The organism is Coprococcus sp. HPP0074 (assembly GCF_964238105.1).
Taxonomy (GTDB): domain Bacteria; phylum Bacillota; class Clostridia; order Lachnospirales; family Lachnospiraceae; genus Faecalimonas; species Faecalimonas umbilicata.
The window spans coordinates 182,523-202,586 of the sequence record NZ_CAXSKS010000002.1 but is presented as its reverse complement, the minus strand read 5'-3'; the positions used below and the strand labels follow the sequence as shown (position 1 = coordinate 202,586).

Genomic DNA, 20,064 nt, shown 5'->3' with positions numbered 1-20,064 from the left:
TTAGAAATAATTAAAAACTGGGTGGTGTGCTTACCCAGATAAATTTTGCACCAGTCTTTTTTCCTGCACTGATCGAATGTTCACAGTTCGGGGTAAAATAGAAAGTCTCTCCCTTTTTGGCCGTGTATACCCGCTGCCCGAGATGGATATGGATCACTCCTTGAAGGACATATCCGAATTCCTCTCCCTCGTGGGGTCTGTCTGGGTAAGTGGAGCCTCCGGGGAGTAAGGTGACACGGATTGGTTCCATCATATTCTTCTGTGCATTCGGGATGATCCATTCGATGGTGTTGAGAAGTTCCGCGTCTGTTTTTTCAAAGAAATCTTCTTTAGGAAATACGATCTGATCATCGGAGTCATCGGAGAAGAAATCTTTCAGATTTGTCCCGAGACATTGCAGTAGATCGACCAGCGTTGCAATCGAAGGGGAGGTAAGATCTCTTTCTATCTGGGAGATAAATCCCTTCGAAAGTTCTGCCCGATCGGCAAGTTCTTCCTGCGTAAGTCCTTTCTCCATGCGCAATTCCCTGAGTTTATTGCCTATATTCATATATACGGACATCCTTTCCATACGTATAAGTACTATTATAAATAAACAAAAAGTTTACTATTTCTAAACAAATGTGCCTATATTATTATACTCTATTTCAGGTAATAGTCAATCAGAAAATGAAGAAAAACAGACTTTGTTGAAGGTTATCCGCCTTGATAGGTTATGCAGGTGATAGGGCTTAGAAAAGAATTTCAGAAAAGATTAAGAAAGAATGAAAAGAAAAGTAAAAAAAATTTGTTAAACTAAAGACAGACAAAACGTTCGCGTATAATATTGTCTGAAAGAATATCATACGCGAACGAAAAATATTATTAAAAATGGCTTATAGATTCTTTTGGATCTTATCTTTTGTAAAAGGAAAGAATCTTATCCAGTCTGGAACTCATGTTGGCAAATAACAGATCGATCAGTGTGAGTGCCACCATGGACTCTACGACAACGACTGCACGCGGAACGATGATCGGATCATGGCGTCCGTGAATGGAAAGATCGATATTCTCAGATGTAGTTGTCACAGTCTGCTGTACTTGTGAAATAGAAGGTGTCGGTTTAAACGCAGCGCGCAGGACAATGTCTGAGCCGTCGCTCATTCCTCCGAGGATTCCGCCGGAATGATTTGTCAGCTTTGAGATGGAGCCGTTTTCGCAGGTGAAGGCATCGTTGTTGATACTTCCATGAGAAGTGGCTGCCTGAAAACCGTCACCAATCTCCACACCTTTGACAGCACCGATGGACATAACGGCTTTGGCGAGAGCGGCATCGAGCTTTTCAAAAACAGGCTCACCGATTCCGGCAGGCATTCCGTGAACGGTACATTCAACGACTCCTCCGGAAGAATCCTGTTTTTCCATACATTCTTTTAAGTATATTTTTGCCTGTCCGGCATATGTATTATTAGGCATATACAGAGCATTTTCCATAATCTCAGTCAGATGATATTCAGATGTAGGAACGGTAACAGGTCCGATCGACTTGGTGTAAGCCATGATAGTAATCCCCATTTCTGCGAGCAGTTTGGAGGCAATAGCACCGGCAGCGACACGGCCGATCGTCTCACGCCCGGAAGAACGACCACCTCCGCGATAGTCACGGAATCCATACTTGCTGTCAAAAGTAAAGTCGGCATGTCCGGGACGGTAGCAGGAAACGATATTTCCGTAATCTTTGGAGCGTTGATCTTGATTGCGAACAATTAATGAAATTGGTGTTCCGGTCGTACGTCCTTCAAATACACCGGAGAGGATTTCTACTTGATCCGATTCGTTTCGCTGTGTCGTGTAGCGGCTTTGACCAGGCTTTCTGCGGTCGAGAAAGCACTGGATTTCTTTCGCGGAGAGTGCAAGTCCGGCAGGACATCCATCGATGACGACACCGATTGCCGGACCGTGGGATTCTCCCCAGGTTGTGATGCGGAATGAATTTCCAAAATAGGAACCAGCCATATATAAAAACTCCTTTCGTGACAAAAATATTACAAACTTTTGTCATTATTATATAGGAAGTTAAAAAAAGTGGCAATGCTTATTTTATACTGTACTTTTAGAAAGGGACGTATTATAATGTTTACTAGATATTGTTTAGAGAAAGGAAATAGATACTATATGGGCGGCACGAATGATAAGAGAAGACGCCAGGGATCTGGGAACAGACATGCAGACGGGCGTGTAGATGACATCGAATACTTCTCCTATCGTCTGGATGATGGTCCGGATGAGGAGAATATAGAAGAGATAGAGAAGAAAGAAAAGAAAAGAAAGAATCCGCGGCCGCGTGCCCAAAGATCTGATCTTCAGAAGGCGCAGTTTACGGCTGAACTTCCAAAAGAGTTACGGACACAAAAGGCAAAGAATCTTGCGCGGAAAGAACTACAGAAGCAGCATGGACAGAAGCAGCATGAGCAGAAGAAAAATCATCAGGAAGAATCTGTCAAAAAGAATTCCCAACACAGGGAGGAGAGCAGAAGATCTTCTGAGATGCAGCTGAAACAGAACGCGAAGAACTCATCAGGAAGCCATTCAGCAAAGCAGAATCATCAGAAAAATGGCAAAAGCAGCGAGAAGAAAGAGCAGATGAAGAAGAAGGTATTGTTTATCGCAGGAGGGATTCTTGGAGCGGCAGTGCTTGTTTACCTTGGATTTGCTTTCTATTTTACAAAGCATTTTTATTTTAATACAACCATCAACGGAAATGATTTTTCAGGTAAGACGGTAAAAGAAGCAGAGTCTTATATGGAGAAGCAGGTACAAGGTTATACACTTACCTTGAAGGAAAATGATGGCGGAACAGAAGTGATCAGTGGAGAGGATATTTCTCTGGAATATCTTCCTGGGAAAGAACTGGAGAAGATTGTAAAAGATCAGAATGCGTTTCTGTGGATTCGGGCATTGTTCCAAAAGGGAAGCGCAGAGGCGAAAGTGGATGTCCAGTACGATGAGGCGGCATTAGATGCATTGATCAGTGGACTTCAGTGCATGAAGCCGGAGAATCAGACACCGTCAGTATCTGCGAAGCCGACATTTGACGGGAATACATTCGTGATTACAAAAGAGGTAGAGGGCACACAGTTGGATCAGGAAATCTTCCGCCAGAAGATCAAGGAGAAGATCAGTGGATTCCAGCATGAGGTGGATCTGGAAAAGGAAGGGTGCTACCTTAAGCCAAAATTTACTGAAGATTCACCTGAAGTTGTGGCGGCGAGAGATAAGATGAATTCGTACCTCGGAGGAACGGTCACTTATCAGATGGGAGCGACTCCGGAAGGAATTGACAAGGCAAAGCTTGCAGAGTGGATTACAGTCGACGAGAATATGAATGTCACATTTACGACGGATGGGATTTCTGCATATGTAAGAGATCTCGCATCCAGATATGATACAGTAGGAAAGACGAGAAGTTTTACGACACCAACCGGCAAAGCTGCGACTGTATCTGGCGGTACATACGGATGGAGTATTGATGAGCCGGCAGAGATTGAGCAGTTGAAGGCAGATATTGCCGGAGGAAAGCCGGTACAGAGAGAGCCTATCTATGAAAAACGTGCTGCGTCATTTGGTGCGACAGACTGGGGCAATACGTATGCAGAAGTGGATTTATCTACTCAGCATATGTGGTATATCCAGAATGGAAATGTAGTGTTGGAGACAGATATCGTATCAGGACTTCCGACGCCGGACAGGATAACACCAGAAGGGGTCTACGATGTACTTTATAAAGAAAGTCCGTCTATTCTTGTCGGAGAGAACGATCCGGAGACAGGAGAACCAATCTATAAACAAGAAGTAAGATACTGGATGCAGTTTACCTGGAGTGGAGTCGGATTCCACGATGCGGACTGGCAGCCGGCATTTGGGGGCAGTCTGTATCAGAGTGCCGGTTCTCATGGATGTATCAATATGCCGATTGATAAGGCAGGGCAGCTGCTGAACTTGATCAGTGCAGGAGTTCCGGTTATTTGTCATTATTAAGTCAGAGGAGAAAAAGAATGTATCAATTAATAAAAAGAGATGGTCTTGCCAAAAGAGGAAGACTGAAAACAGTACATGGTGTGATCGAGACGCCGGTATTTATGAATGTGGGAACAGCAGCAGCGATCAAAGGTGCTGTCTCCACAGAAGATCTTCAAGGAATTAAGACGCAGGTAGAGCTTTCTAATACCTATCATCTACATGTGCGTCCGGGAGATGAAGTAGTAAAAAAACTTGGGGGACTGCATAAATTTATGGTGTGGGATAAGCCGATTCTGACAGATTCAGGTGGATTTCAGGTCTTTTCTCTTGCAGGATTGCGAAAGATCAAAGAGGAAGGCGTATACTTCCACTCCCACATCGATGGAAAGAAAATTTTCATGGGACCAGAGGAGAGTATGCAGATCCAGTCCAATTTAGCATCTACGATTGCGATGGCGTTTGATGAATGTCCGTCCAGTGTGGCAGACCGCAACTATATCCAGCACTCGGTAGATCGCACGGTGCGCTGGTTGGAGCGCTGTAAAAAAGAGATGGCAAGGCTGAATAGCCTGGAAGATACGATCAACAAGCAGCAGATGCTGTTTGGAATCAATCAAGGTGGTATTTATGAAGATATCCGCATCGAACATGCGAAACGGATTGCGGAACTTGATCTGGATGGTTATGCGCTCGGAGGACTGGCAGTGGGAGAATCCCATGAAGACATGTATCGGATCATTGACGCGACAGTTCCATATCTTCCACAGGACAAGCCGACTTATCTGATGGGAGTTGGAACGCCGGCAAATATTCTTGAGGCGGTTGACAGAGGTGTTGATTTCTTTGATTGTGTTTACCCAAGTAGAAATGGAAGACATGGGCATGTTTACACGAATCATGGAAAGATGAATCTGTTCAATGCAAAATATGAGCTGGATGACAGACCGATCGAGGAAGGTTGTCAGTGTCCGGCCTGCCGCAAATACAGCAGAGCCTATATCCGCCATTTGCTGAAAGCAAAAGAGATGCTTGGTATGCGTCTGTGCGTGCTGCATAATCTGTATTTCTATAACAATATGATGGAAGAAATCCGCACAGCGATCGAGGAAGGAAGATATAAGGAGTACAAGAAGCAGAAACTGGAAGGATTCACACGCGGACAGATATAAACAAATCATAAAATTTCTAAAAATAACTTGATGTCTCAGCAGAAATTGTGTATCATAGCAATAGTGCTTAATTGAGAAGTAGGAGGAATTTAGTATGAATGGTTTATTAGCGTCAGGTGGAGCTGGTGGAATGTTTTCCATTATCTTAGTGTATGCAGTACTGATCGGAGGTATGTGGTTCTTTCTGTTCCGCCCGCAGAGAAAAGAGCAGAAGAGAATTCAGGCGATGGTTGCTTCTATGGAAGTAGGAGATACAGTATTGACAACAAGTGGATTTTACGGTGTACTGATCGATATCACAGACGATGATGTGATCGTAGAGTTTGGAAATAACAGAAACTGTCGTATCCCAATGCAGAAATCTGCAATTATTCAAGTAGAAAAAGTAAACGAAGAATAATTAGAATACCTTTCATTTTGGACGGAAAGCTGTCTGGAATGGAAGGTATTTTTTGCTTCGAAAAGGCGTATGAAATGTGCGGGAAATACGATTGCAGTCTGGTGGGAAATTGTGTATACTGAAAAGAGAAAAAGTGTTACAAAAGTTTAGGGGGTACAAAATTTATGAGGCAGATAAAGCGCGCGCGCAAGCGGGAACGCGTTAAAAAGAAACTGATCAGCATCGTAGTTCTTTGCCTGCTGTCGGTCATACTTTTCAGTACGGCAGCGGCTTCTGAAAAGAGTGGACTGGCAGTGATTTCTGTGAAGGCGAAGTCAGAGACGATGTACCAGGACAGTGAACTTCCAAAGTTTTCTGTGGATATTCATGGGGAAGGTGCGATGAAGACTACGTTAGATGAAAAAGAGCAGTATACGGCACAGCAGTTTATGGAAAGTCTGACAGAGGGGAAAGACTACACGCTGGAATGTGAATCGGACGGGACAAAAGAAGGAACCTTTCCGGTCAAAATAAAACTTTCAGATGATTTGCAGAAGAAACTAGAAGGGGAACTGTCTCAGTCCGTATTTTTTGAGACGCAGGATGGTACGTTGACTGTAAAAAATAAATATGGCGAGTGGGATGGCAAGAAGTTTAAGCAGCCGGATGGGACTTATGTGCAAAATGGATGGGTAGAAGATGACGGAGAGAAATACTATTTTGACGGGGAAGGAAATCTGGTAACCGGAGAACTGCGGATTGGTGTCAAAACTTATCAATTTGCAAAAGATGGAAAATTGAAATCCGAAGAGAGTTCTATTGATCCGAATAAACCTATGCTTGCACTGACATTTGATGACGGACCAGGCAAGCGGACCGGGGAATTGCTGGATCAATTGGAAAAATATAACTCACGAGCAACCTTTTTCATGCTTGGGCAGAATGCACAGAACAACGGGGAGTTGATCAAGCGAATGGCAAAGCAGGGATGTGAACTTTCCAACCATTCGATGACACATGCGAACTTATCTACGATGGATCCGGCGGGAATTTTAGACGAGGTGGATGGTACGAACAGAATCATCAACGGATTTGTTGCAAATGGCACTACAACACTTCGGCCGCCTTATGGGGCAGTCAGTGACACACTGAAACAGACTGTGAAAATGCCATTTATTATGTGGTCCGTGGATACACTGGACTGGCAGACAAAAAATGCAAAAGCGACGGTAGATAGTGTGCTGAATACCGTGAAAGATGGAGATATCGTATTGATGCATGATATTCATTCCACGACGATCGATGCTGCACTGGAGTTGATTCCAAAGCTTGTGGAGCAGGGATATCAGCTTGTGACAGTCAGTGAACTTGCCGAGGCAAGAAGAGTCGTATTGGAGAATGGTCATCAGTATTATTCCTTCCCACCGGGAGCCGCAGAGTCTGGGGAAGCAAAAGTACAGCCACAGGAAGAGGTATTTGAAGGGGAGTATCACCACGAAGAGGTGAACGAACAGCAACAATAAAATGCATCTTTCCGTGTGGGTATGAAAAATAATTGATAAATGGAAAAGTATGACAGTTAGATAAAACGAAGAGGGAGAGACACATTGCTTTGTGTTATCTCCCTCGTAGACTTTATAAATTGTGACTTGCACAGTTTCTCTATCTTTTTTTATAAGTTTCCAACAGTCTGTGGATTTTATCGGTTGGATTTAATACGGAACCGATGGAAATGTCGTGATTCAGGGAATCAATGATCAACGCAAGGAACTTACTCATATCTGCCACAACAAAATATGGCTTTTCAGAAGCCTCTGCAGGCAGGTAAGTGAGGTTTGTCGTGATCACGCGATCGATGTACCCTTTCTCATAGTATTCATCAAATTTTCCCAATCCTTCTGTGAAAAGTCCGAAAGTTGTGCAGATAAATACGCGGTTTGCGTGGCGGTCTTTTAATTGTTTTGCCACGTCTAACATACTTTCTCCGGAAGAAATCATATCGTCGAGGATGATCACGTCTTTTCCACTTACGTCGTCTCCGAGGAATTCGTGGGCAACGATCGGATTTTTCCCGTTGACAACTGTAGAGTAATCTCTTCTCTTATAGAACATACCCATGTCTACGCCGAGCACGTTTGAGAAATAGACAGCTCTGTGCATCGCACCTTCGTCCGGGCTGATGATCATCAGGTGATCCTTGTCTACTTTTAAGTCGGATTCTGCACGGAACAATGCTTTCATGAACTGATATGCCGGGCTGAAGTTGTCAAATCCTTTCAGTGGGATTGAGTTCTGCACGCGCGGGTCGTGGGCATCAAAGGTGAGAATATTGCTGACACCCATATCAATCAGTTCTTCCAGTCCGAGTGCACAGTCAAGAGACTCTCGCTTTGTGCGCTTATGCTGGCGGCTTTCATAGAGGAATGGCATGATCACATTGATGCGGTGCGCCTTTCCGGTAGCTGCGGAAATGATACGTTTCAAATCCTGGTAATGGTCATCCGGGGACATGTGATTTAAATGTCCGTTGACAGAATAAGTCAGACTATAATTGCACACATCTACCATGACAAATAAATCTGCACCGCGGACAGATTCGTGGATCATTCCTTTTGCTTCTCCTGAGCCGAAACGCGGGCAGGAAGTTTTCAGAAGGTAACTGTCCTTTTTGTAGTTTGCGTAAAGTGCAGAAGACTGCATGGATTCCAGGGCACTTTTCCGGAATGTCACGATGTAGTCGTCGACTTTTTGTGCCAGCGGCAGACAGCTTTCCAGTGCTGCAATGCGAAGCGGTGCCGCCGGAAGAGTTTTTTCTAATAATTGAATATTTGGCATAATGGCCTCCGTTAAAAAATTTATTGACATTTCATTTATATCACTTTTTGATCTGTGGGGCAAGAAAGAGGTGTAAAAAATTGCTTTTTCCTTAAAAATCTAGTATGATAAAAGGAAGCCAGAAACAAATATGGCAGAAAACGCATGTTTCGAAAGAGATGTAAAAATTTTGACGAAATACAGGCGGTATTTGTTTGGAAGTAGTAGAATTAGGAGAAGACAATATGAAACATAGACATATCATCCGTTCCGTGGAGGACGGAAGTATTGCGTGGGAACTTGGCGTGGAGCCGGGGGACTGCCTGATCAGTATCAATGACAAGGAAATAGAGGATGTTTTTGATTACCATTATCTTGTAAATGACGAAGAACTTGTACTTCTGATCGAGAAGCCGGACGGAGAAGAGTGGGAGCTGGAGATTGAGAAGGACTATGAGGAAGATTTGGGGATCGAGTTTGAGCAGGGGCTGATGGACGAGTATCGTTCCTGCAGAAATAAATGTATGTTCTGCTTCATCGACCAGATGCCGAAAGGAATGCGAGAGACACTTTATTTTAAAGATGATGATTCCAGACTCTCCTTCCTGCAGGGAAATTACATCACGCTGACAAATATGAGTGATCATGATATTGACCGGATCGTACAGTATCATCTGGAGCCGATTAATATTTCCTTTCATACAACGAACCCGGAACTGCGGTGTAAGATGCTGCACAACCGGTTTGCGGGGGATGCACTGAAGAAGGTACAGACACTCTATGAGGGCGGCATCACGATGAATGGGCAGATCGTGCTCTGTAAAGGAATCAATGACGGCGAGGAGCTGGAGCGGAGCATTCGTGATATGACAGCATATCTGCCACATTTGCAGAGTGTATCGGTCGTTCCGGTTGGATTGACAAAATTCCGCGACGGACTGTATCCGTTGGAGCCATTTACAAAAGAAGAGGCGAAGGAAGTGCTTGCGATCATTCACCGTTGGCAGAAGAAAATCTATGAGGAATATGGAACACACTTTATCCATGCAGGAGATGAATGGTACATTCTTGCCGGGGAGGAGATGCCGGAGGAAGAGCGTTACGACGGTTACCTTCAGCTGGAAAACGGAGTCGGCACTACAAGACTTTTGCAGAACGAGTTTCAGGAGGCATTTGAGAAATTGTCCGGGGATGACAGAGAGACAGAGATTTCCCTGGCAACCGGAAAACTTGCGTATCCGTATTTAAAAAGAATGATCGAGACACTTCAGACAAAATATCCAAATGTGATTGTCCATCTCTATGAGATTCGAAATGATTTCTTCGGAGAGCTGATCACTGTAGCGGGACTGATCACCGGGCAGGATCTGAAGGCACAGCTTTCTGGCAGACCGCTTGGAAGCAGATTGCTTCTGCCGTGCTGTATGTTAAGAAACGGCGAAGAAGTATTTCTTGATGATGTTACCTTAGATCAGCTGAAAGAGGCTTTACAAGTGCAGATAGATATTGTAAAATCAAGCGGACAAGATCTCATCGAAGCAGTTCTGGATGAGAAGATATAGGTGACTTGTCAGAACAAAGACAAAAGAAAATAACAAAATAAGACAGATATAGGAGTGAAACTATGAGTAAACCAGTAGTTGCCATCGTAGGAAGACCGAATGTAGGAAAATCTACATTATTCAATGCGCTGGCAGGAGAGATGATTTCCATCGTGAAAGACACGCCGGGAGTCACAAGGGACAGAATTTATGCAGAAGTAACATGGCTTGATCGGGAATTTACCCTGATTGACACAGGCGGGATTGAGCCGGACAGCAAGGATATCATTCTTGCACAGATGAGAGAGCAGGCGCAGATTGCGATTGATACTGCGGATGTGATCATCTTTATCACGGATGTCAGACAAGGACTTCAGGATTCGGATTCCAAAGTGGCAGATATGCTGCGCCGTTCTGGAAAGCCGGTCGTATTAGTTGTAAATAAGGTGGATAGCTTCCAGAAGCTGATGGCAGATGTGTATGAATTTTACAATCTGGGAATCGGAGATCCAATCCCGATTTCTGCATCCTCAAGACTTGGACTGGGAGATATGCTAGATGCAGTCGCTGTACATTTTCCGGAGCATTCTGCAGAGGAAGAAGAGGATGAGAGACCTCGGATCGCGATTGTCGGAAAGCCGAATGTGGGAAAATCTTCGATCATCAATAAACTGGTCGGAGAGAACCGTGTGATCGTTTCCAATATTGCAGGAACGACAAGAGATGCCATCGATACAGAGATTACATGGAATGGAAAAGAATATGTCTTCATCGACACAGCAGGACTTCGTAGAAAGAATAAGATCAAAGAAGAACTGGAACGATACAGTATTATCCGTACGGTGACAGCTGTGGAGCGGGCAGACGTCGTCTTAGTTGTGATCGATGCGGTGGAAGGTGTCACAGAGCAGGATGCTAAGATTGCCGGAATCGCTCATGAGCGCGGCAAAGGTGTGATTATTATTGTAAATAAATGGGATGCCATTGAGAAAAATGACAAGACGATGTATGAGTATGAAAAGAATGTTCGTCAGGTATTGTCATACATGCCGTATGCAGAGATCATGTATGTGTCTGCGAAGACGGGGCAGCGCCTTCCAAAACTGTTCGATATGATCGATATGGTATTGGAGAATCAGACACTTCGTATTTCGACCGGAGTACTCAATGAGATTATGATGGAAGCCGTTGCGATGCAGCAGCCGCCGTCAGATAAAGGAAAGAGACTAAAACTTTACTATATTACGCAGGTGGCAGTGAAGCCGCCGACCTTCGTCATTTTTGTCAACGATAAGGAACTGATGCACTTCTCTTACACACGCTATCTGGAAAATAAGATCCGCGAGGCATTTGGATTTAAGGGAACCTCGTTAAAATTCTTTATCCGCGAGAGAAAGGAGAAAGACCGATAATTATGGAACGTTTGGTCTGTGTGATCATAGGATATGTCTGCGGGCTGCTGCAGACGGGATATCTCTATGGAAAATGGAAACATATTGACATCAGGCAGCATGGAAGCGGTAACGCCGGAACGACAAACACACTGCGGACATTAGGATGGAAAGCGGGAATGATCACGTTTCTCGGAGATTTCTTAAAATGTGTGGTGGCAGTGTGGATCGTACATATACTTTATAGTCAGGCTTACCCAGAGGAATTAGCACTTCTTTCCATGTATGCAGGAATGGGCGCTGTGCTCGGACACAACTATCCGTTCTATTTAAAATTTAAGGGCGGAAAGGGGATTGCGGCGACCGCAGGGTTGATTTTTGCGACAAATCCGATGATGATGCTGATCGCGGCAATCGTTTTCTGGGTAATCGTCGGAATTACCAGATATGTTTCTCTGGGATCTCTTACAATTGTTGTGCTGTTTGTTGTGGAGGTTGTTGTATATGGACAGCGCGGAGGATTTGGACTTTCTCAGGCACATCTGTATGAGATGTATGCGATCGCAGTCTTTTTAATGTTGTCTGCATTTTATAAGCATAGGGCAAATATCAAAAGACTGTTAAATGGAACGGAAAATAAGTTTGGTGCAAAGAAGAAACAGGAGGACTGATTATGGCAAAAGCTGGAGTATTGGGCGCAGGAAGCTGGGGGACAGCACTTGCATTACTGTTGGATAAAAACGGGCATGATGTGACGGTATGGTCGATCGATCAGGCAGAGGTGGAGATGCTTGACCGTGAGCGGGAGCACAAAAGCAAGCTGCCGGGAGTGAAACTTCCGCAGACGATGAAATTTACCAATGAGATTCAGGAAGCAATTACAGATCAGGATTTCATGGTGCTTGCGGTGCCTTCTCCGTTTACGAGGGCAACTGCAAAGAAGATGGCTCCGTTTGTGAAAGAAGGACAGAAAATCGTCAATGTGGCAAAGGGAATCGAGGAAAGCACACTGATGACACTTTCTGAGCAGATTGAGCAGGAAATTCCACAGGCGGATGTGGCGGTATTGTCCGGTCCGAGCCATGCGGAAGAAGTCGGAAGATGTCTTCCGACGACTTGTGTCGTAGGGGCGCGTACAAAAGAGACTGCCGAATATCTTCAGAAGATGTTTATGAATGAAGTCTTTCGTGTCTATACAAGCCCGGATATTCTCGGGATCGAGCTTGGCGGCTCACTGAAAAATGTCATTGCGCTTGCTGCCGGAATTGCCGATGGACTTGGATACGGGGATAACACGAAGGCTGCTCTGATCACGAGAGGAATTGCAGAGATCGCACGCCTCGGGGTGAAGATGGGTGGAAAGATCGAGAGCTTCACCGGACTGACCGGAATCGGAGATCTGATTGTAACTTGTGCAAGTGTGCACAGCCGGAATCGGAAAGCAGGTTATCTGATCGGTCAGGGAAGGACGATGCAGCAGGCGATGGATGAAGTGCAGATGGTTGTGGAAGGTGTCTATTCTACAAAGGCAGCCGTAAAGCTTGCACAGAAATATGAAGTGCAGATGCCGATCATTGAGCAGGTCAATGCAGTTCTCTTTGAAGGAAAGAGCGCGGCAGAGGCGGTAAAAGAACTGATGCTCCGGGATGGAAAGACAGAACATTCGGATCTGCCGTGGGAAGCATAAGATATTTGAATATTGAAAGAGAAAAAGGATTTCAAACTGTTTTTAGTCAGCAGTGGAATCCTGAATAAAATAAAACTCCTTTTCGTCAAAAGAAAATGAAAAGCAATTCATTTCTTGACGAGAAGGAGTTTTTCGTTGTACCGGATATAGGGATGACCTGACCAGGGAAAGCCCGGTCACAGGTGCGATCAACTTATTTAGACTTCAGCTTCTTTTATTTTTGTCAGTCTGTAGAATGCGATTCCGCCAAGACTGTTTCCGGCAATTGCCACGAGCAGTGTCAGAAGATAGTCTGCCGGAGAACTTGAGAGTGCGAAGAAGAACATGTTCGCTACACAGTGTTCAAATCCGGCGAGGATAAAGACTGCCACGCACAAAAAGACGGCCAGTGTTCCTAAAATATTTGGAAGCTTTTTAAAGGTTCCAACTGCGATGGACATCAGGATTCCACAGAAAATCGCAAGGATGAATGTGCTTAACAGATTGTCAGACAATTTTAGTTCCACGGCCGGAGCAACTACTTCTTTTAATTTTCCTGCAAGGCGTGTCTGAAGTACGAGAAACGCAAAGAGGTTGGTACCGATGAAATTACCAATCAGTGTCAGAAGTATTTCTCTCCAGTTCTCTTTTGAAAGATAGCCGATCTTACCGGTATATAAGTTCAACTCGAAATTGATGATCGTAAACAGTCCGAGACCGAAGAGGAATGCAGCGACGATCTTATTGTCCATATTTAAGTAGACAGTTCCGCCAAAGCCGATCAGAAATCCTCCGATGATAGATTTTTTTAATGTTGTCAAAATATTCATGTTTCACCTCGTTTGTAGTTATTCCGCAATATTATAGCATAAAAATGCTTTAGGAAAAAGAAAAAAATAAATAGAATAGCGGAGATTCTAAAACTGGCTTTTTTTGCATAGATTGTATCAGCATAGCAAGGGGGTATTCTTATGGAGACGTTTCATTTATACAAAGACATTGAGGCAAGGACAAATGGGGAAATTTATCTGGGCATTGTAGGGCCGGTGCGTACTGGAAAATCAACTTTTATCAAACGATTTATGGACTTGCTCGTACTGCCGAATATGACCGATGCAAACAGTCGGGCGAGGACGAGAGATGAACTGCCACAGTCTGCATCAGGGAAGACGATTATGACAACAGAGCCGAAATTTGTCCCGAAGGAGGCGGCAGAGATCCAGCTTTCACAGGATGTGAAGGCAAAAGTGAGACTGATCGACTGTGTCGGCTATATGGCAGAGGGGGCAACCGGGTATATGGAAAATGATGCGGAGCGGCAGGTGAAGACACCATGGTTTGACCATGAAATCCCATTTACACAAGCTGCGACCATCGGGACAAAGAAGGTGATCCATGAACATGCAACGATCGGGATTGTAGTGACGGCGGATGGGAGTTTTGGGGAACTAAAGCGGGATAGTTATGTTGCACCGGAGGAAAAGACAATTCGAGAGCTGCAGTCGATCGGGAAACCGTTCATTGTGCTTGTCAATACACAGAAGCCATATAGTGAAGAGACAAAAAAACTTGCTGCATCTATCGAAGAAAAATATGGAGTCAGTGCACTTCCGGTCAATTGTGAACAGCTTCGGGAAGATGACATCCATCATATTATCCGACAGATTTTATTTGAATTTCCAATTGCAGAGGTGGAATTTTACATACCAAAATGGGTGGAGATGCTGCCGATGGACCATAAGATCAAGGCAGATCTGCTCGTACATGTAAAAGAAATCATGGCGGGGCTTCAGACAATCCGGAATGCAGCGGACGGACTGCCAAAGATTGATAGTCCTTACATTGAAGAGGTCAAGATCGATGAGATTCAGATGGATACCGGAAAGGTGAAGATCCGGATGGAACTGGCAGAGACATTTTATTATGAACTTCTTAGTGAGCTGACTGGAACGAAGATCGGCGGAGAATATGAGTTGATTGGAACGATGAAAAAACTTGCCCAAATGAAAGAAGAGTATGAGCAGGTCAAAGATGCGATGGATGCTGTGCGCCTCAAAGGATATGGGGTTGTCACACCGAAGAGGGAGGAAATCCATCTGGAAGAACCAGTCATCATCAAACAGGGCAGTAAGTTTGGCGTAAAAATTCATTCAGAAGCGCCGTCTATCCATATGATCCGCGCAAACATCGAGACAGAGATTGCACCAATCGTAGGAAGTGAGAAACAGGCAGAGGATCTTGTGCGCTATATCAATGAGACGAGCGCATCAGCAGAGGGAATTTGGAATACAAACATTTTCGGCAAATCGATCGAGGAACTTGTCACAGATGGAATCCGTGGGAAGATTACAAAAATCACCGATGAAAGTCAAGTGAAACTTCAGGATTCCATGCAGAAGATCGTCAATGACAGCAATGGGGGAATGGTTTGTATTATTATTTAAAATGAAAATTAGTATGCTTTACACAATGTAATAAAATAATTTTTGAAATATTGTAAAAAGTACTGGAATATAGTAAAATTATTTCAAAAGTGTATAAAAATACATAAATTTAAAATGGAAAATACAAAGGAAGAGTGAGGAGAGGGGTATATGAAGAAAATACTACTTGTGGAAGATGACATTGCACTTTCTGCCGGGCTTTGCTTTGAACTGGAGGAGGAAGATTATCTGACGGTTGCAGCACACTCTTTGAAGAAGGCGGGACAGTTGTTGGAGACATCAAAATTTGATCTGCTATTGCTGGATGTAGATCTTCCAGATGGAAACGGATTTACATTTTACAAGGAGATTAAAAAACGATATACCGTTCCGGTTATGTTTTTGACGGGAAGAAAAGAAGAAGAGGATGTGTTAGGAGGCTATGATCTCGGTGCAGATGATTATGTGACAAAGCCGTTTTCTCCATCGATACTCAAAAGAAAAATTGCGGTGATCCTGAAACGTACAGGACAAAATGAGAAAAGGGATCAGGGGCAATATGACGATGGATATCTCCGGATTGATTTTGACAAAATGACTGCACAGAGGGGGACAGAAACATTGCTCCTGACGCCGAATGAATATCGGATATTAAAGCTTTTTGTGGAAAATGCGGGGAGGATCCTGACAAGACAGGTATTTTTGGAACGACTTTATGACTGTGATGAAAATTTTATTGATGAGCATACGCTGACAGTCAATATGACCAGGTTGAGAAAAAAGATCGAGGATACATCTCATAAATATATTCAGACCATTTATGGAATGGGATATCTTTTTGCGCGGGGGGAAGGGCATGAGGCATAAAATGTGTGAAACGATGGTGCTGACCCTCGTGCTTGCAGTTGGAGGGATCGCAGTTCTTTTCTGTCTGCCTCTGAACCAGCAACTATTTGCGTGTGGTGCAATGATCATCGTATGTACAGTAGTCTTTGTATGCCTGCTGGAAATGATGCTTCTAAGAAAAATGCTTGTAAAACATGCGGAAAAGTTGCTAGACACGCTGGATGATATGATTGCGGAAAAAGAGGAGATCAGTTTTTCGGAGTATCATGATACATTGACTGTAAAGATCCAGGATCGGATGAAACAGTATCATGAAATTATGATCTATACACGGGAGGAGAATCAAAAGGAAAAAGAAATGATTCAGAGTATGGTATCGGATATTGCGCATCAAGTGAGAACTCCGGCAGCAAATTTAAAGATGTTTGCAGAAATTCTTGGGCGGAAAAACCTTTCCGAGGAGAGAAAGAAACAGTTTTTTACGATGATGGAGGCACAGACAGAGAAAATCAATTTTTTGATGGATGCGATGACAAAGATGTCCAGACTGGAGACCGGGCTTGTCTCTTTGCATCAGAAGCGTCAGTCGTTGCTTGATACGCTTGCTGAAGCGATGAGCGAGGTGATGCCGAAAGCGATGAAAAAAGGGATTACTGTCACCGTTTCCTGCCCGGAAGAGACAGAACTGATTCATGACCGGAGATGGACGGTGGAAGCAGTATTCAATCTGCTTGATAACGCAGTGAAATATACAGATCAGGGCGGGAAAATCAAAATAGATGTCAATCAGGGACAATTTTATACGAAGATTAATATCTCTGATACTGGAAGGGGCATTGCGGCAGAGCATCTTAATAAAATCTTTCAGCGATTTTACCGGGAGCCGGAGGCAGAAGGAGAGGAAGGGATCGGTCTGGGCCTGCATCTCGCAAAGGAAATTATTGAACTGGAGAAAGGGTATATCAGTGTGGCTTCGGTTGTGGGGGAGGGGACGACATTTTCTGTCTATCTTCTAAACGAGCCAGATTCCACCGTTCCGAAAAGAAGTGACTGATAAAAGAGACAGAGGAAAAGGGGGATAAAGTAATATGATACAGCTACGGACGAAAAACCTGAAAAAGTATTATCAGAGAGGACCGCATTTGATCAAAGCGCTGGACGGAATTGATCTGGAAGTAGAGCGCGGATGCTTTCTTGCGGTGATGGAATCTCAGGGAGCGGAAAATCTACGCTGCTGCATTTGCTTGGAGGATTGGACGAACCGACGGAGGGGCGCGTACAGATTGGAGAAGTTGTCTTAGATCATCTCGATGAGGAAGAGAAAAGTGTCTTCCGGAGAAGAAAGATCGGATTTATTTTCCAGAATTACAATCTGGCGCCGATGCTAAATATTTATGAAAATATTGTATTCCCGCTGACGCTGGATGGAAGAAAGCCGGATGAGGAACTCTTGCGTTCTATCATCTCTTTTTTGCGTCTGGAAGATCTGCTGGATGCCTTTCCGGGAGAATTGTCTGGTGGACAGCAACAACGGGCAGCAATTGCACGGGCATTGATCGCAAAACCTCCAGTTGTTCTGGCGGATGTAAACTGAACCCCATGTGCTTACTGTACATAGAGTGTACACAGTAGGATTACATGACAATATAGGTACATGATACACAAGTAATGAGAAAAAATGTGTATGGAGTAGGAAGAAAGTATTAATATCTGGTATGAGGGAAGAGAGCCTTGTAGCAGTTTTTTTATTGTCAATAATAGACAGGTTTACAGGAGGTATTTTGGTGGTATGTGTGAATAGCTTTCTCGTGGAAAACAAGGTAGTGTTGTGGTTGAAAAGGAAAGGAGAAGCATAAAATGAGTAAAAAATTTACAACACAACAGAAACTTATGCAGGCAACGCAGTATGGAATACGGGTGTATGCACAACAACGAGGAAACGGTAATGATAGTGAACGTTTAAAGCTGGAGAAGATTGCAAATGAAATAGGAGAGTATTGGGGATTGGAGAAATCTGTGTCAGGTTATCCGAAACTTTTTGAGGAAATTATGCTTCAGGGGCTTTGGAGATATGCCAGTGAAATGCAATATACGCATGGAGAAGCGGAACAAGAACGGATCAAAGAAATATTGGATTTGGTGCATGAAATCCAGAATCAATAGTTTGGACCAATATAGCCAGGCAGCAAAAAAGGAGAAACCGCAAGACATACTTTCAAAATTAAAGGGAATGAAAGAAAAGTCACAGCCTCATGTGATTGAAGCTATGACCTTTCTTTTCCCTCGATGAGATATTCATAGGAAACATTAAAAATCTCAGTAAGCGCTTTTAATTCCACATCTGTGACGTAACGCTTATTGGTCTCAATTCTGGTGATCACATTTTTATCCATATCATATCCATTCAGCTGAAGCTGGTAGGCTAAGAGCCGCTGTGACATATTATGCTGGCGACGGAGTTCAATGAGCCTTTGGCTGATCAGGTTTTTCTCCCCGGTGGATGTTTTCGGTTTCGGCATATTTCTAATCCCTCCTGCAAATAGTGTTGGCAGGTTTGTCTCACTTTTTGCACTTTTTCTATTGATTTTACATGGGATTAGGAATACAATCGGTTGTAAAAGTGAGACAAGAAATATACGGAAATAGGATGATGGAATCGGTTGAAGAAAAACGGAGAGAATAAGAAAGAGCAATAGTACAAGAGAAATTTAAGAAGTGGCTGCTTTTCCGGTTTAGAGAAGCCCGGAAAAGAATGCGTTGATATCGGTATGGAAGATTTTAGCAAGGGCAACAAGTTCCGAAACCTTGATGTTCATACGGTTAGTTTCCAGTTTGGCATAGGTACTTTTGGACATAGAAATTCCCATCAGGTTCAATTTTGCGACAACCTGATCCTGGGTAAGTTTATTCGCATAACGGATTGCCTGTATATTTTTTCCGATATCCATATCTGGTCTGATTTTCTGTATCATAAAGTCCTTCCATTTCTTGAATATTTCGCAATAAAGAAACTTTATATTGATTTTACTGGTTTCGCTTTTTATAATGTTTCGTAATAAGGAATTATTTGCAAGAAGGGTGATAGGTATGCACCAAAGGGATATAGAGCGGTTTGCTTTCCTGCTTTTATGCGGAAAGCGTGACAGGGAAATCCTGCTGGGAAAGGAAAAAATGACGTTTTCAGATTTGGACAGGCTGACGTATGTTTCTGATTTTCTAGGATTGAAGCTGTATAACTTAGAAATCTGGAATGAATATGCAGGACAGTTCAGTGAACAGTTTCGGCAGTTGGAATTGCTGTATGATGAAACCTGCAGCATTGTGTCCTGGGATCCGACAGAAGCAGATGAGCATTTACATGATAAATGGCTTCAGGAGTTTTGTACTCAGGTAGCGGATCAGGAAATGCGGAAACAGCTGGAACAGATCATCAAACAACAGTATCAGGAAAAAGAGATGGTAGATCCCACGGAGACAGACATCGTGTAGGTGTTTATCTTTTTTACAGAAAAGTGAAAAAGAAATTATAAAAGATAAAGAATGGAGATCCTGATAATAAATTTCAATTACTCATTAAAAATGGGGGATTTATTACTTGGTGAAAATATCATTTTTTGAAAGATGTTGACTCATTGATGTAGCAGTATTCTATGCAACTTTATACTTAGTTATTCTATAGCTAGAGATAGGAAATTTTTTCAAATTAAATAATATGGAAATGTAAAAAGTAGAAAACATACAGGAATATCGAAAAACATAGTTAAACTATATATAACAACACAAATGCAGAAAAATAAAGAATAATATATTGACATTGAGAAATATATGAGTTATTA

General features: G+C 43.3%; 21 protein-coding genes. 15 read left to right on the top strand and 6 right to left on the bottom strand.

Annotated features, from left to right (window positions below; genetic code table 11):
* Nucleotides 1-10 precede the first annotated feature (10 nt).
* Together ACESPO_RS03605 and aroC are read right to left on the bottom strand one after the other, a co-directional pair.
* Nucleotides 11-550, bottom strand: coding sequence for a helix-turn-helix domain-containing protein (locus ACESPO_RS03605; protein ID WP_499788467.1), 540 nt, complete (start codon nucleotides 548-550; stop codon nucleotides 11-13).
* A 344-nt stretch (nucleotides 551-894) separates the two neighbouring features.
* A complete protein-coding gene (gene aroC, locus ACESPO_RS03600; protein WP_499788466.1) occupies nucleotides 895-1,995 on the bottom strand; it encodes a chorismate synthase in 1,101 nt (366 codons plus the stop codon).
* Between the two features lie 159 nt (nucleotides 1,996-2,154).
* On the opposite strand from aroC, the gene ACESPO_RS03595 reads away from it, so the two are divergent.
* The 4 genes from ACESPO_RS03595 (at nucleotide 2,155) to ACESPO_RS03580 (ending at nucleotide 7,070) form a co-directional block, all read left to right on the top strand.
* A complete protein-coding gene (locus ACESPO_RS03595) occupies nucleotides 2,155-4,017 on the top strand; it encodes a L,D-transpeptidase family protein (RefSeq protein ID WP_499788465.1) in 1,863 nt (620 codons plus the stop codon).
* A 17-nt stretch (nucleotides 4,018-4,034) separates the two neighbouring features.
* The gene (tgt, locus tag ACESPO_RS03590) at nucleotides 4,035-5,168 is read left to right on the top strand and encodes a tRNA guanosine(34) transglycosylase Tgt (protein WP_008976121.1); all 1,134 of its coding nucleotides are present in this window, start codon (nucleotides 4,035-4,037) and stop codon (nucleotides 5,166-5,168) included.
* A 94-nt stretch (nucleotides 5,169-5,262) separates the two neighbouring features.
* Nucleotides 5,263-5,568, top strand: a complete 306-nt coding sequence (yajC, locus tag ACESPO_RS03585) for a preprotein translocase subunit YajC (protein WP_008976120.1) — start codon at nucleotides 5,263-5,265, stop codon at nucleotides 5,566-5,568.
* Nucleotides 5,569-5,732: 164 nt separating this feature from the next.
* Entirely contained in the window at nucleotides 5,733-7,070 is a 1,338-nt protein-coding gene (locus tag ACESPO_RS03580) for a polysaccharide deacetylase family protein (RefSeq protein WP_499788464.1), read from the top strand.
* Nucleotides 7,071-7,209: 139 nt separating this feature from the next.
* On the opposite strand, the gene ACESPO_RS03575 is transcribed toward ACESPO_RS03580, so the two are convergent.
* Nucleotides 7,210-8,382 (bottom strand): ribose-phosphate pyrophosphokinase, encoded by a 1,173-nt coding sequence (locus ACESPO_RS03575; RefSeq protein ID WP_009262702.1) that lies wholly within the window; start codon nucleotides 8,380-8,382, stop codon nucleotides 7,210-7,212.
* Nucleotides 8,383-8,606: 224 nt separating this feature from the next.
* On the opposite strand from ACESPO_RS03575, the gene ACESPO_RS03570 reads away from it, so the two are divergent.
* The 4 genes from ACESPO_RS03570 to ACESPO_RS03555 all read left to right on the top strand — a co-directional run bounded on the left by ACESPO_RS03570 (nucleotide 8,607) and on the right by ACESPO_RS03555 (nucleotide 12,980).
* A complete protein-coding gene (locus tag ACESPO_RS03570; RefSeq protein WP_207666980.1) occupies nucleotides 8,607-9,923 on the top strand; it encodes a DUF512 domain-containing protein in 1,317 nt (438 codons plus the stop codon).
* Between the two features lie 62 nt (nucleotides 9,924-9,985).
* Nucleotides 9,986-11,314, top strand: a complete 1,329-nt coding sequence (gene der / locus ACESPO_RS03565) for a ribosome biogenesis GTPase Der (RefSeq protein WP_499788463.1) — start codon at nucleotides 9,986-9,988, stop codon at nucleotides 11,312-11,314.
* Between the two features lie 2 nt (nucleotides 11,315-11,316).
* The gene (gene plsY / locus ACESPO_RS03560) at nucleotides 11,317-11,964 is read left to right on the top strand and encodes a glycerol-3-phosphate 1-O-acyltransferase PlsY (protein WP_009262700.1); all 648 of its coding nucleotides are present in this window, start codon (nucleotides 11,317-11,319) and stop codon (nucleotides 11,962-11,964) included.
* A 2-nt stretch (nucleotides 11,965-11,966) separates the two neighbouring features.
* On the top strand, nucleotides 11,967-12,980 hold the full coding sequence (locus ACESPO_RS03555) for an NAD(P)H-dependent glycerol-3-phosphate dehydrogenase (RefSeq protein WP_008976114.1): 1,014 nt from the start codon (nucleotides 11,967-11,969) through the stop codon (nucleotides 12,978-12,980).
* Between the two features lie 197 nt (nucleotides 12,981-13,177).
* Here ACESPO_RS03555 and ACESPO_RS03550 read toward each other — a convergent pair whose 3' ends face one another.
* On the bottom strand, nucleotides 13,178-13,789 hold the full coding sequence (locus tag ACESPO_RS03550) for a formate/nitrite transporter family protein (RefSeq protein ID WP_270196279.1): 612 nt from the start codon (nucleotides 13,787-13,789) through the stop codon (nucleotides 13,178-13,180).
* A 141-nt stretch (nucleotides 13,790-13,930) separates the two neighbouring features.
* On the opposite strand from ACESPO_RS03550, the gene spoIVA reads away from it, so the two are divergent.
* The 6 genes from spoIVA (at nucleotide 13,931) to ACESPO_RS03520 (ending at nucleotide 18,391) form a co-directional block, all read left to right on the top strand.
* On the top strand, nucleotides 13,931-15,403 hold the full coding sequence (gene spoIVA / locus ACESPO_RS03545; protein ID WP_120090770.1) for a stage IV sporulation protein A: 1,473 nt from the start codon (nucleotides 13,931-13,933) through the stop codon (nucleotides 15,401-15,403).
* Nucleotides 15,404-15,553: 150 nt separating this feature from the next.
* A complete protein-coding gene (locus ACESPO_RS03540) occupies nucleotides 15,554-16,249 on the top strand; it encodes a response regulator transcription factor (RefSeq protein ID WP_009262697.1) in 696 nt (231 codons plus the stop codon).
* Entirely contained in the window at nucleotides 16,239-17,282 is a 1,044-nt protein-coding gene (locus ACESPO_RS03535; RefSeq protein WP_499788462.1) for a sensor histidine kinase, read from the top strand. Before ACESPO_RS03540 ends, ACESPO_RS03535 begins: the two co-directional genes overlap by 11 nt.
* 34 nt (nucleotides 17,283-17,316) lie before the next feature.
* Nucleotides 17,317-17,529: a hypothetical protein gene (locus tag ACESPO_RS03530; RefSeq protein ID WP_499788461.1), complete on the top strand. Its 213-nt coding sequence runs from the start codon at nucleotides 17,317-17,319 to the stop codon at nucleotides 17,527-17,529.
* Nucleotides 17,481-17,822 carry an ATP-binding cassette domain-containing protein gene (locus tag ACESPO_RS03525; RefSeq protein WP_499788460.1) on the top strand — a complete coding sequence of 114 codons (342 nt, stop codon included), beginning with the start codon at nucleotides 17,481-17,483 and terminating at the stop codon, nucleotides 17,820-17,822. The genes ACESPO_RS03530 and ACESPO_RS03525 overlap by 49 nt, the downstream gene beginning before the upstream one ends.
* Before the next feature lie 263 nt (nucleotides 17,823-18,085).
* On the top strand, nucleotides 18,086-18,391 hold the full coding sequence (locus ACESPO_RS03520; protein ID WP_118188688.1) for a hypothetical protein: 306 nt from the start codon (nucleotides 18,086-18,088) through the stop codon (nucleotides 18,389-18,391).
* Between the two features lie 101 nt (nucleotides 18,392-18,492).
* Here the strand turns inward: ACESPO_RS03520 and ACESPO_RS03515 are convergent, their stop codons facing one another.
* Complete coding sequence (locus ACESPO_RS03515) at nucleotides 18,493-18,747, bottom strand: helix-turn-helix domain-containing protein (protein ID WP_118188687.1); 255 nt, start codon at nucleotides 18,745-18,747, stop codon at nucleotides 18,493-18,495.
* 213 nt (nucleotides 18,748-18,960) lie between these two features.
* Nucleotides 18,961-19,197, bottom strand: a complete 237-nt coding sequence (locus ACESPO_RS03510) for a helix-turn-helix domain-containing protein (protein ID WP_118188691.1) — start codon at nucleotides 19,195-19,197, stop codon at nucleotides 18,961-18,963.
* A 118-nt stretch (nucleotides 19,198-19,315) separates the two neighbouring features.
* Between ACESPO_RS03510 and ACESPO_RS03505 the strand changes: the two genes are divergently transcribed.
* A complete protein-coding gene (locus tag ACESPO_RS03505; protein ID WP_118188686.1) occupies nucleotides 19,316-19,717 on the top strand; it encodes a hypothetical protein in 402 nt (133 codons plus the stop codon).
* The last annotated feature ends 347 nt before the right edge of the window (nucleotides 19,718-20,064 follow it).

Bases quoted from the DNA above. Each gene is read 5' to 3' on its own strand.
- ACESPO_RS03575 (WP_009262702.1), bottom strand. From the start codon at position 8,382: ATGCCAAATATTCAATTATTAGAAAAAACTCTTCCGGCGGCACCGCTT.
- tgt (WP_008976121.1), top strand. From the start codon at position 4,035: ATGTATCAATTAATAAAAAGAGATGGTCTTGCCAAAAGAGGAAGACTG.
- ACESPO_RS03520 (WP_118188688.1), top strand. From the start codon at position 18,086: ATGAGTAAAAAATTTACAACACAACAGAAACTTATGCAGGCAACGCAG.
- ACESPO_RS03535 (WP_499788462.1), top strand. From the start codon at position 16,239: ATGAGGCATAAAATGTGTGAAACGATGGTGCTGACCCTCGTGCTTGCA.
- ACESPO_RS03605 (WP_499788467.1), bottom strand. From the start codon at position 550: ATGAATATAGGCAATAAACTCAGGGAATTGCGCATGGAGAAAGGACTT.
- yajC (WP_008976120.1), top strand. From the start codon at position 5,263: ATGAATGGTTTATTAGCGTCAGGTGGAGCTGGTGGAATGTTTTCCATT.
- spoIVA (WP_120090770.1), top strand. From the start codon at position 13,931: ATGGAGACGTTTCATTTATACAAAGACATTGAGGCAAGGACAAATGGG.
- ACESPO_RS03515 (WP_118188687.1), bottom strand. From the start codon at position 18,747: ATGCCGAAACCGAAAACATCCACCGGGGAGAAAAACCTGATCAGCCAA.
- ACESPO_RS03555 (WP_008976114.1), top strand. From the start codon at position 11,967: ATGGCAAAAGCTGGAGTATTGGGCGCAGGAAGCTGGGGGACAGCACTT.
- ACESPO_RS03505 (WP_118188686.1), top strand. From the start codon at position 19,316: ATGCACCAAAGGGATATAGAGCGGTTTGCTTTCCTGCTTTTATGCGGA.
- ACESPO_RS03530 (WP_499788461.1), top strand. From the start codon at position 17,317: ATGATACAGCTACGGACGAAAAACCTGAAAAAGTATTATCAGAGAGGA.
- ACESPO_RS03550 (WP_270196279.1), bottom strand. From the start codon at position 13,789: ATGAATATTTTGACAACATTAAAAAAATCTATCATCGGAGGATTTCTG.
- ACESPO_RS03540 (WP_009262697.1), top strand. From the start codon at position 15,554: ATGAAGAAAATACTACTTGTGGAAGATGACATTGCACTTTCTGCCGGG.
- der (WP_499788463.1), top strand. From the start codon at position 9,986: ATGAGTAAACCAGTAGTTGCCATCGTAGGAAGACCGAATGTAGGAAAA.
- plsY (WP_009262700.1), top strand. From the start codon at position 11,317: ATGGAACGTTTGGTCTGTGTGATCATAGGATATGTCTGCGGGCTGCTG.
- ACESPO_RS03570 (WP_207666980.1), top strand. From the start codon at position 8,607: ATGAAACATAGACATATCATCCGTTCCGTGGAGGACGGAAGTATTGCG.
- ACESPO_RS03595 (WP_499788465.1), top strand. From the start codon at position 2,155: ATGGGCGGCACGAATGATAAGAGAAGACGCCAGGGATCTGGGAACAGA.
- aroC (WP_499788466.1), bottom strand. From the start codon at position 1,995: ATGGCTGGTTCCTATTTTGGAAATTCATTCCGCATCACAACCTGGGGA.
- ACESPO_RS03580 (WP_499788464.1), top strand. From the start codon at position 5,733: ATGAGGCAGATAAAGCGCGCGCGCAAGCGGGAACGCGTTAAAAAGAAA.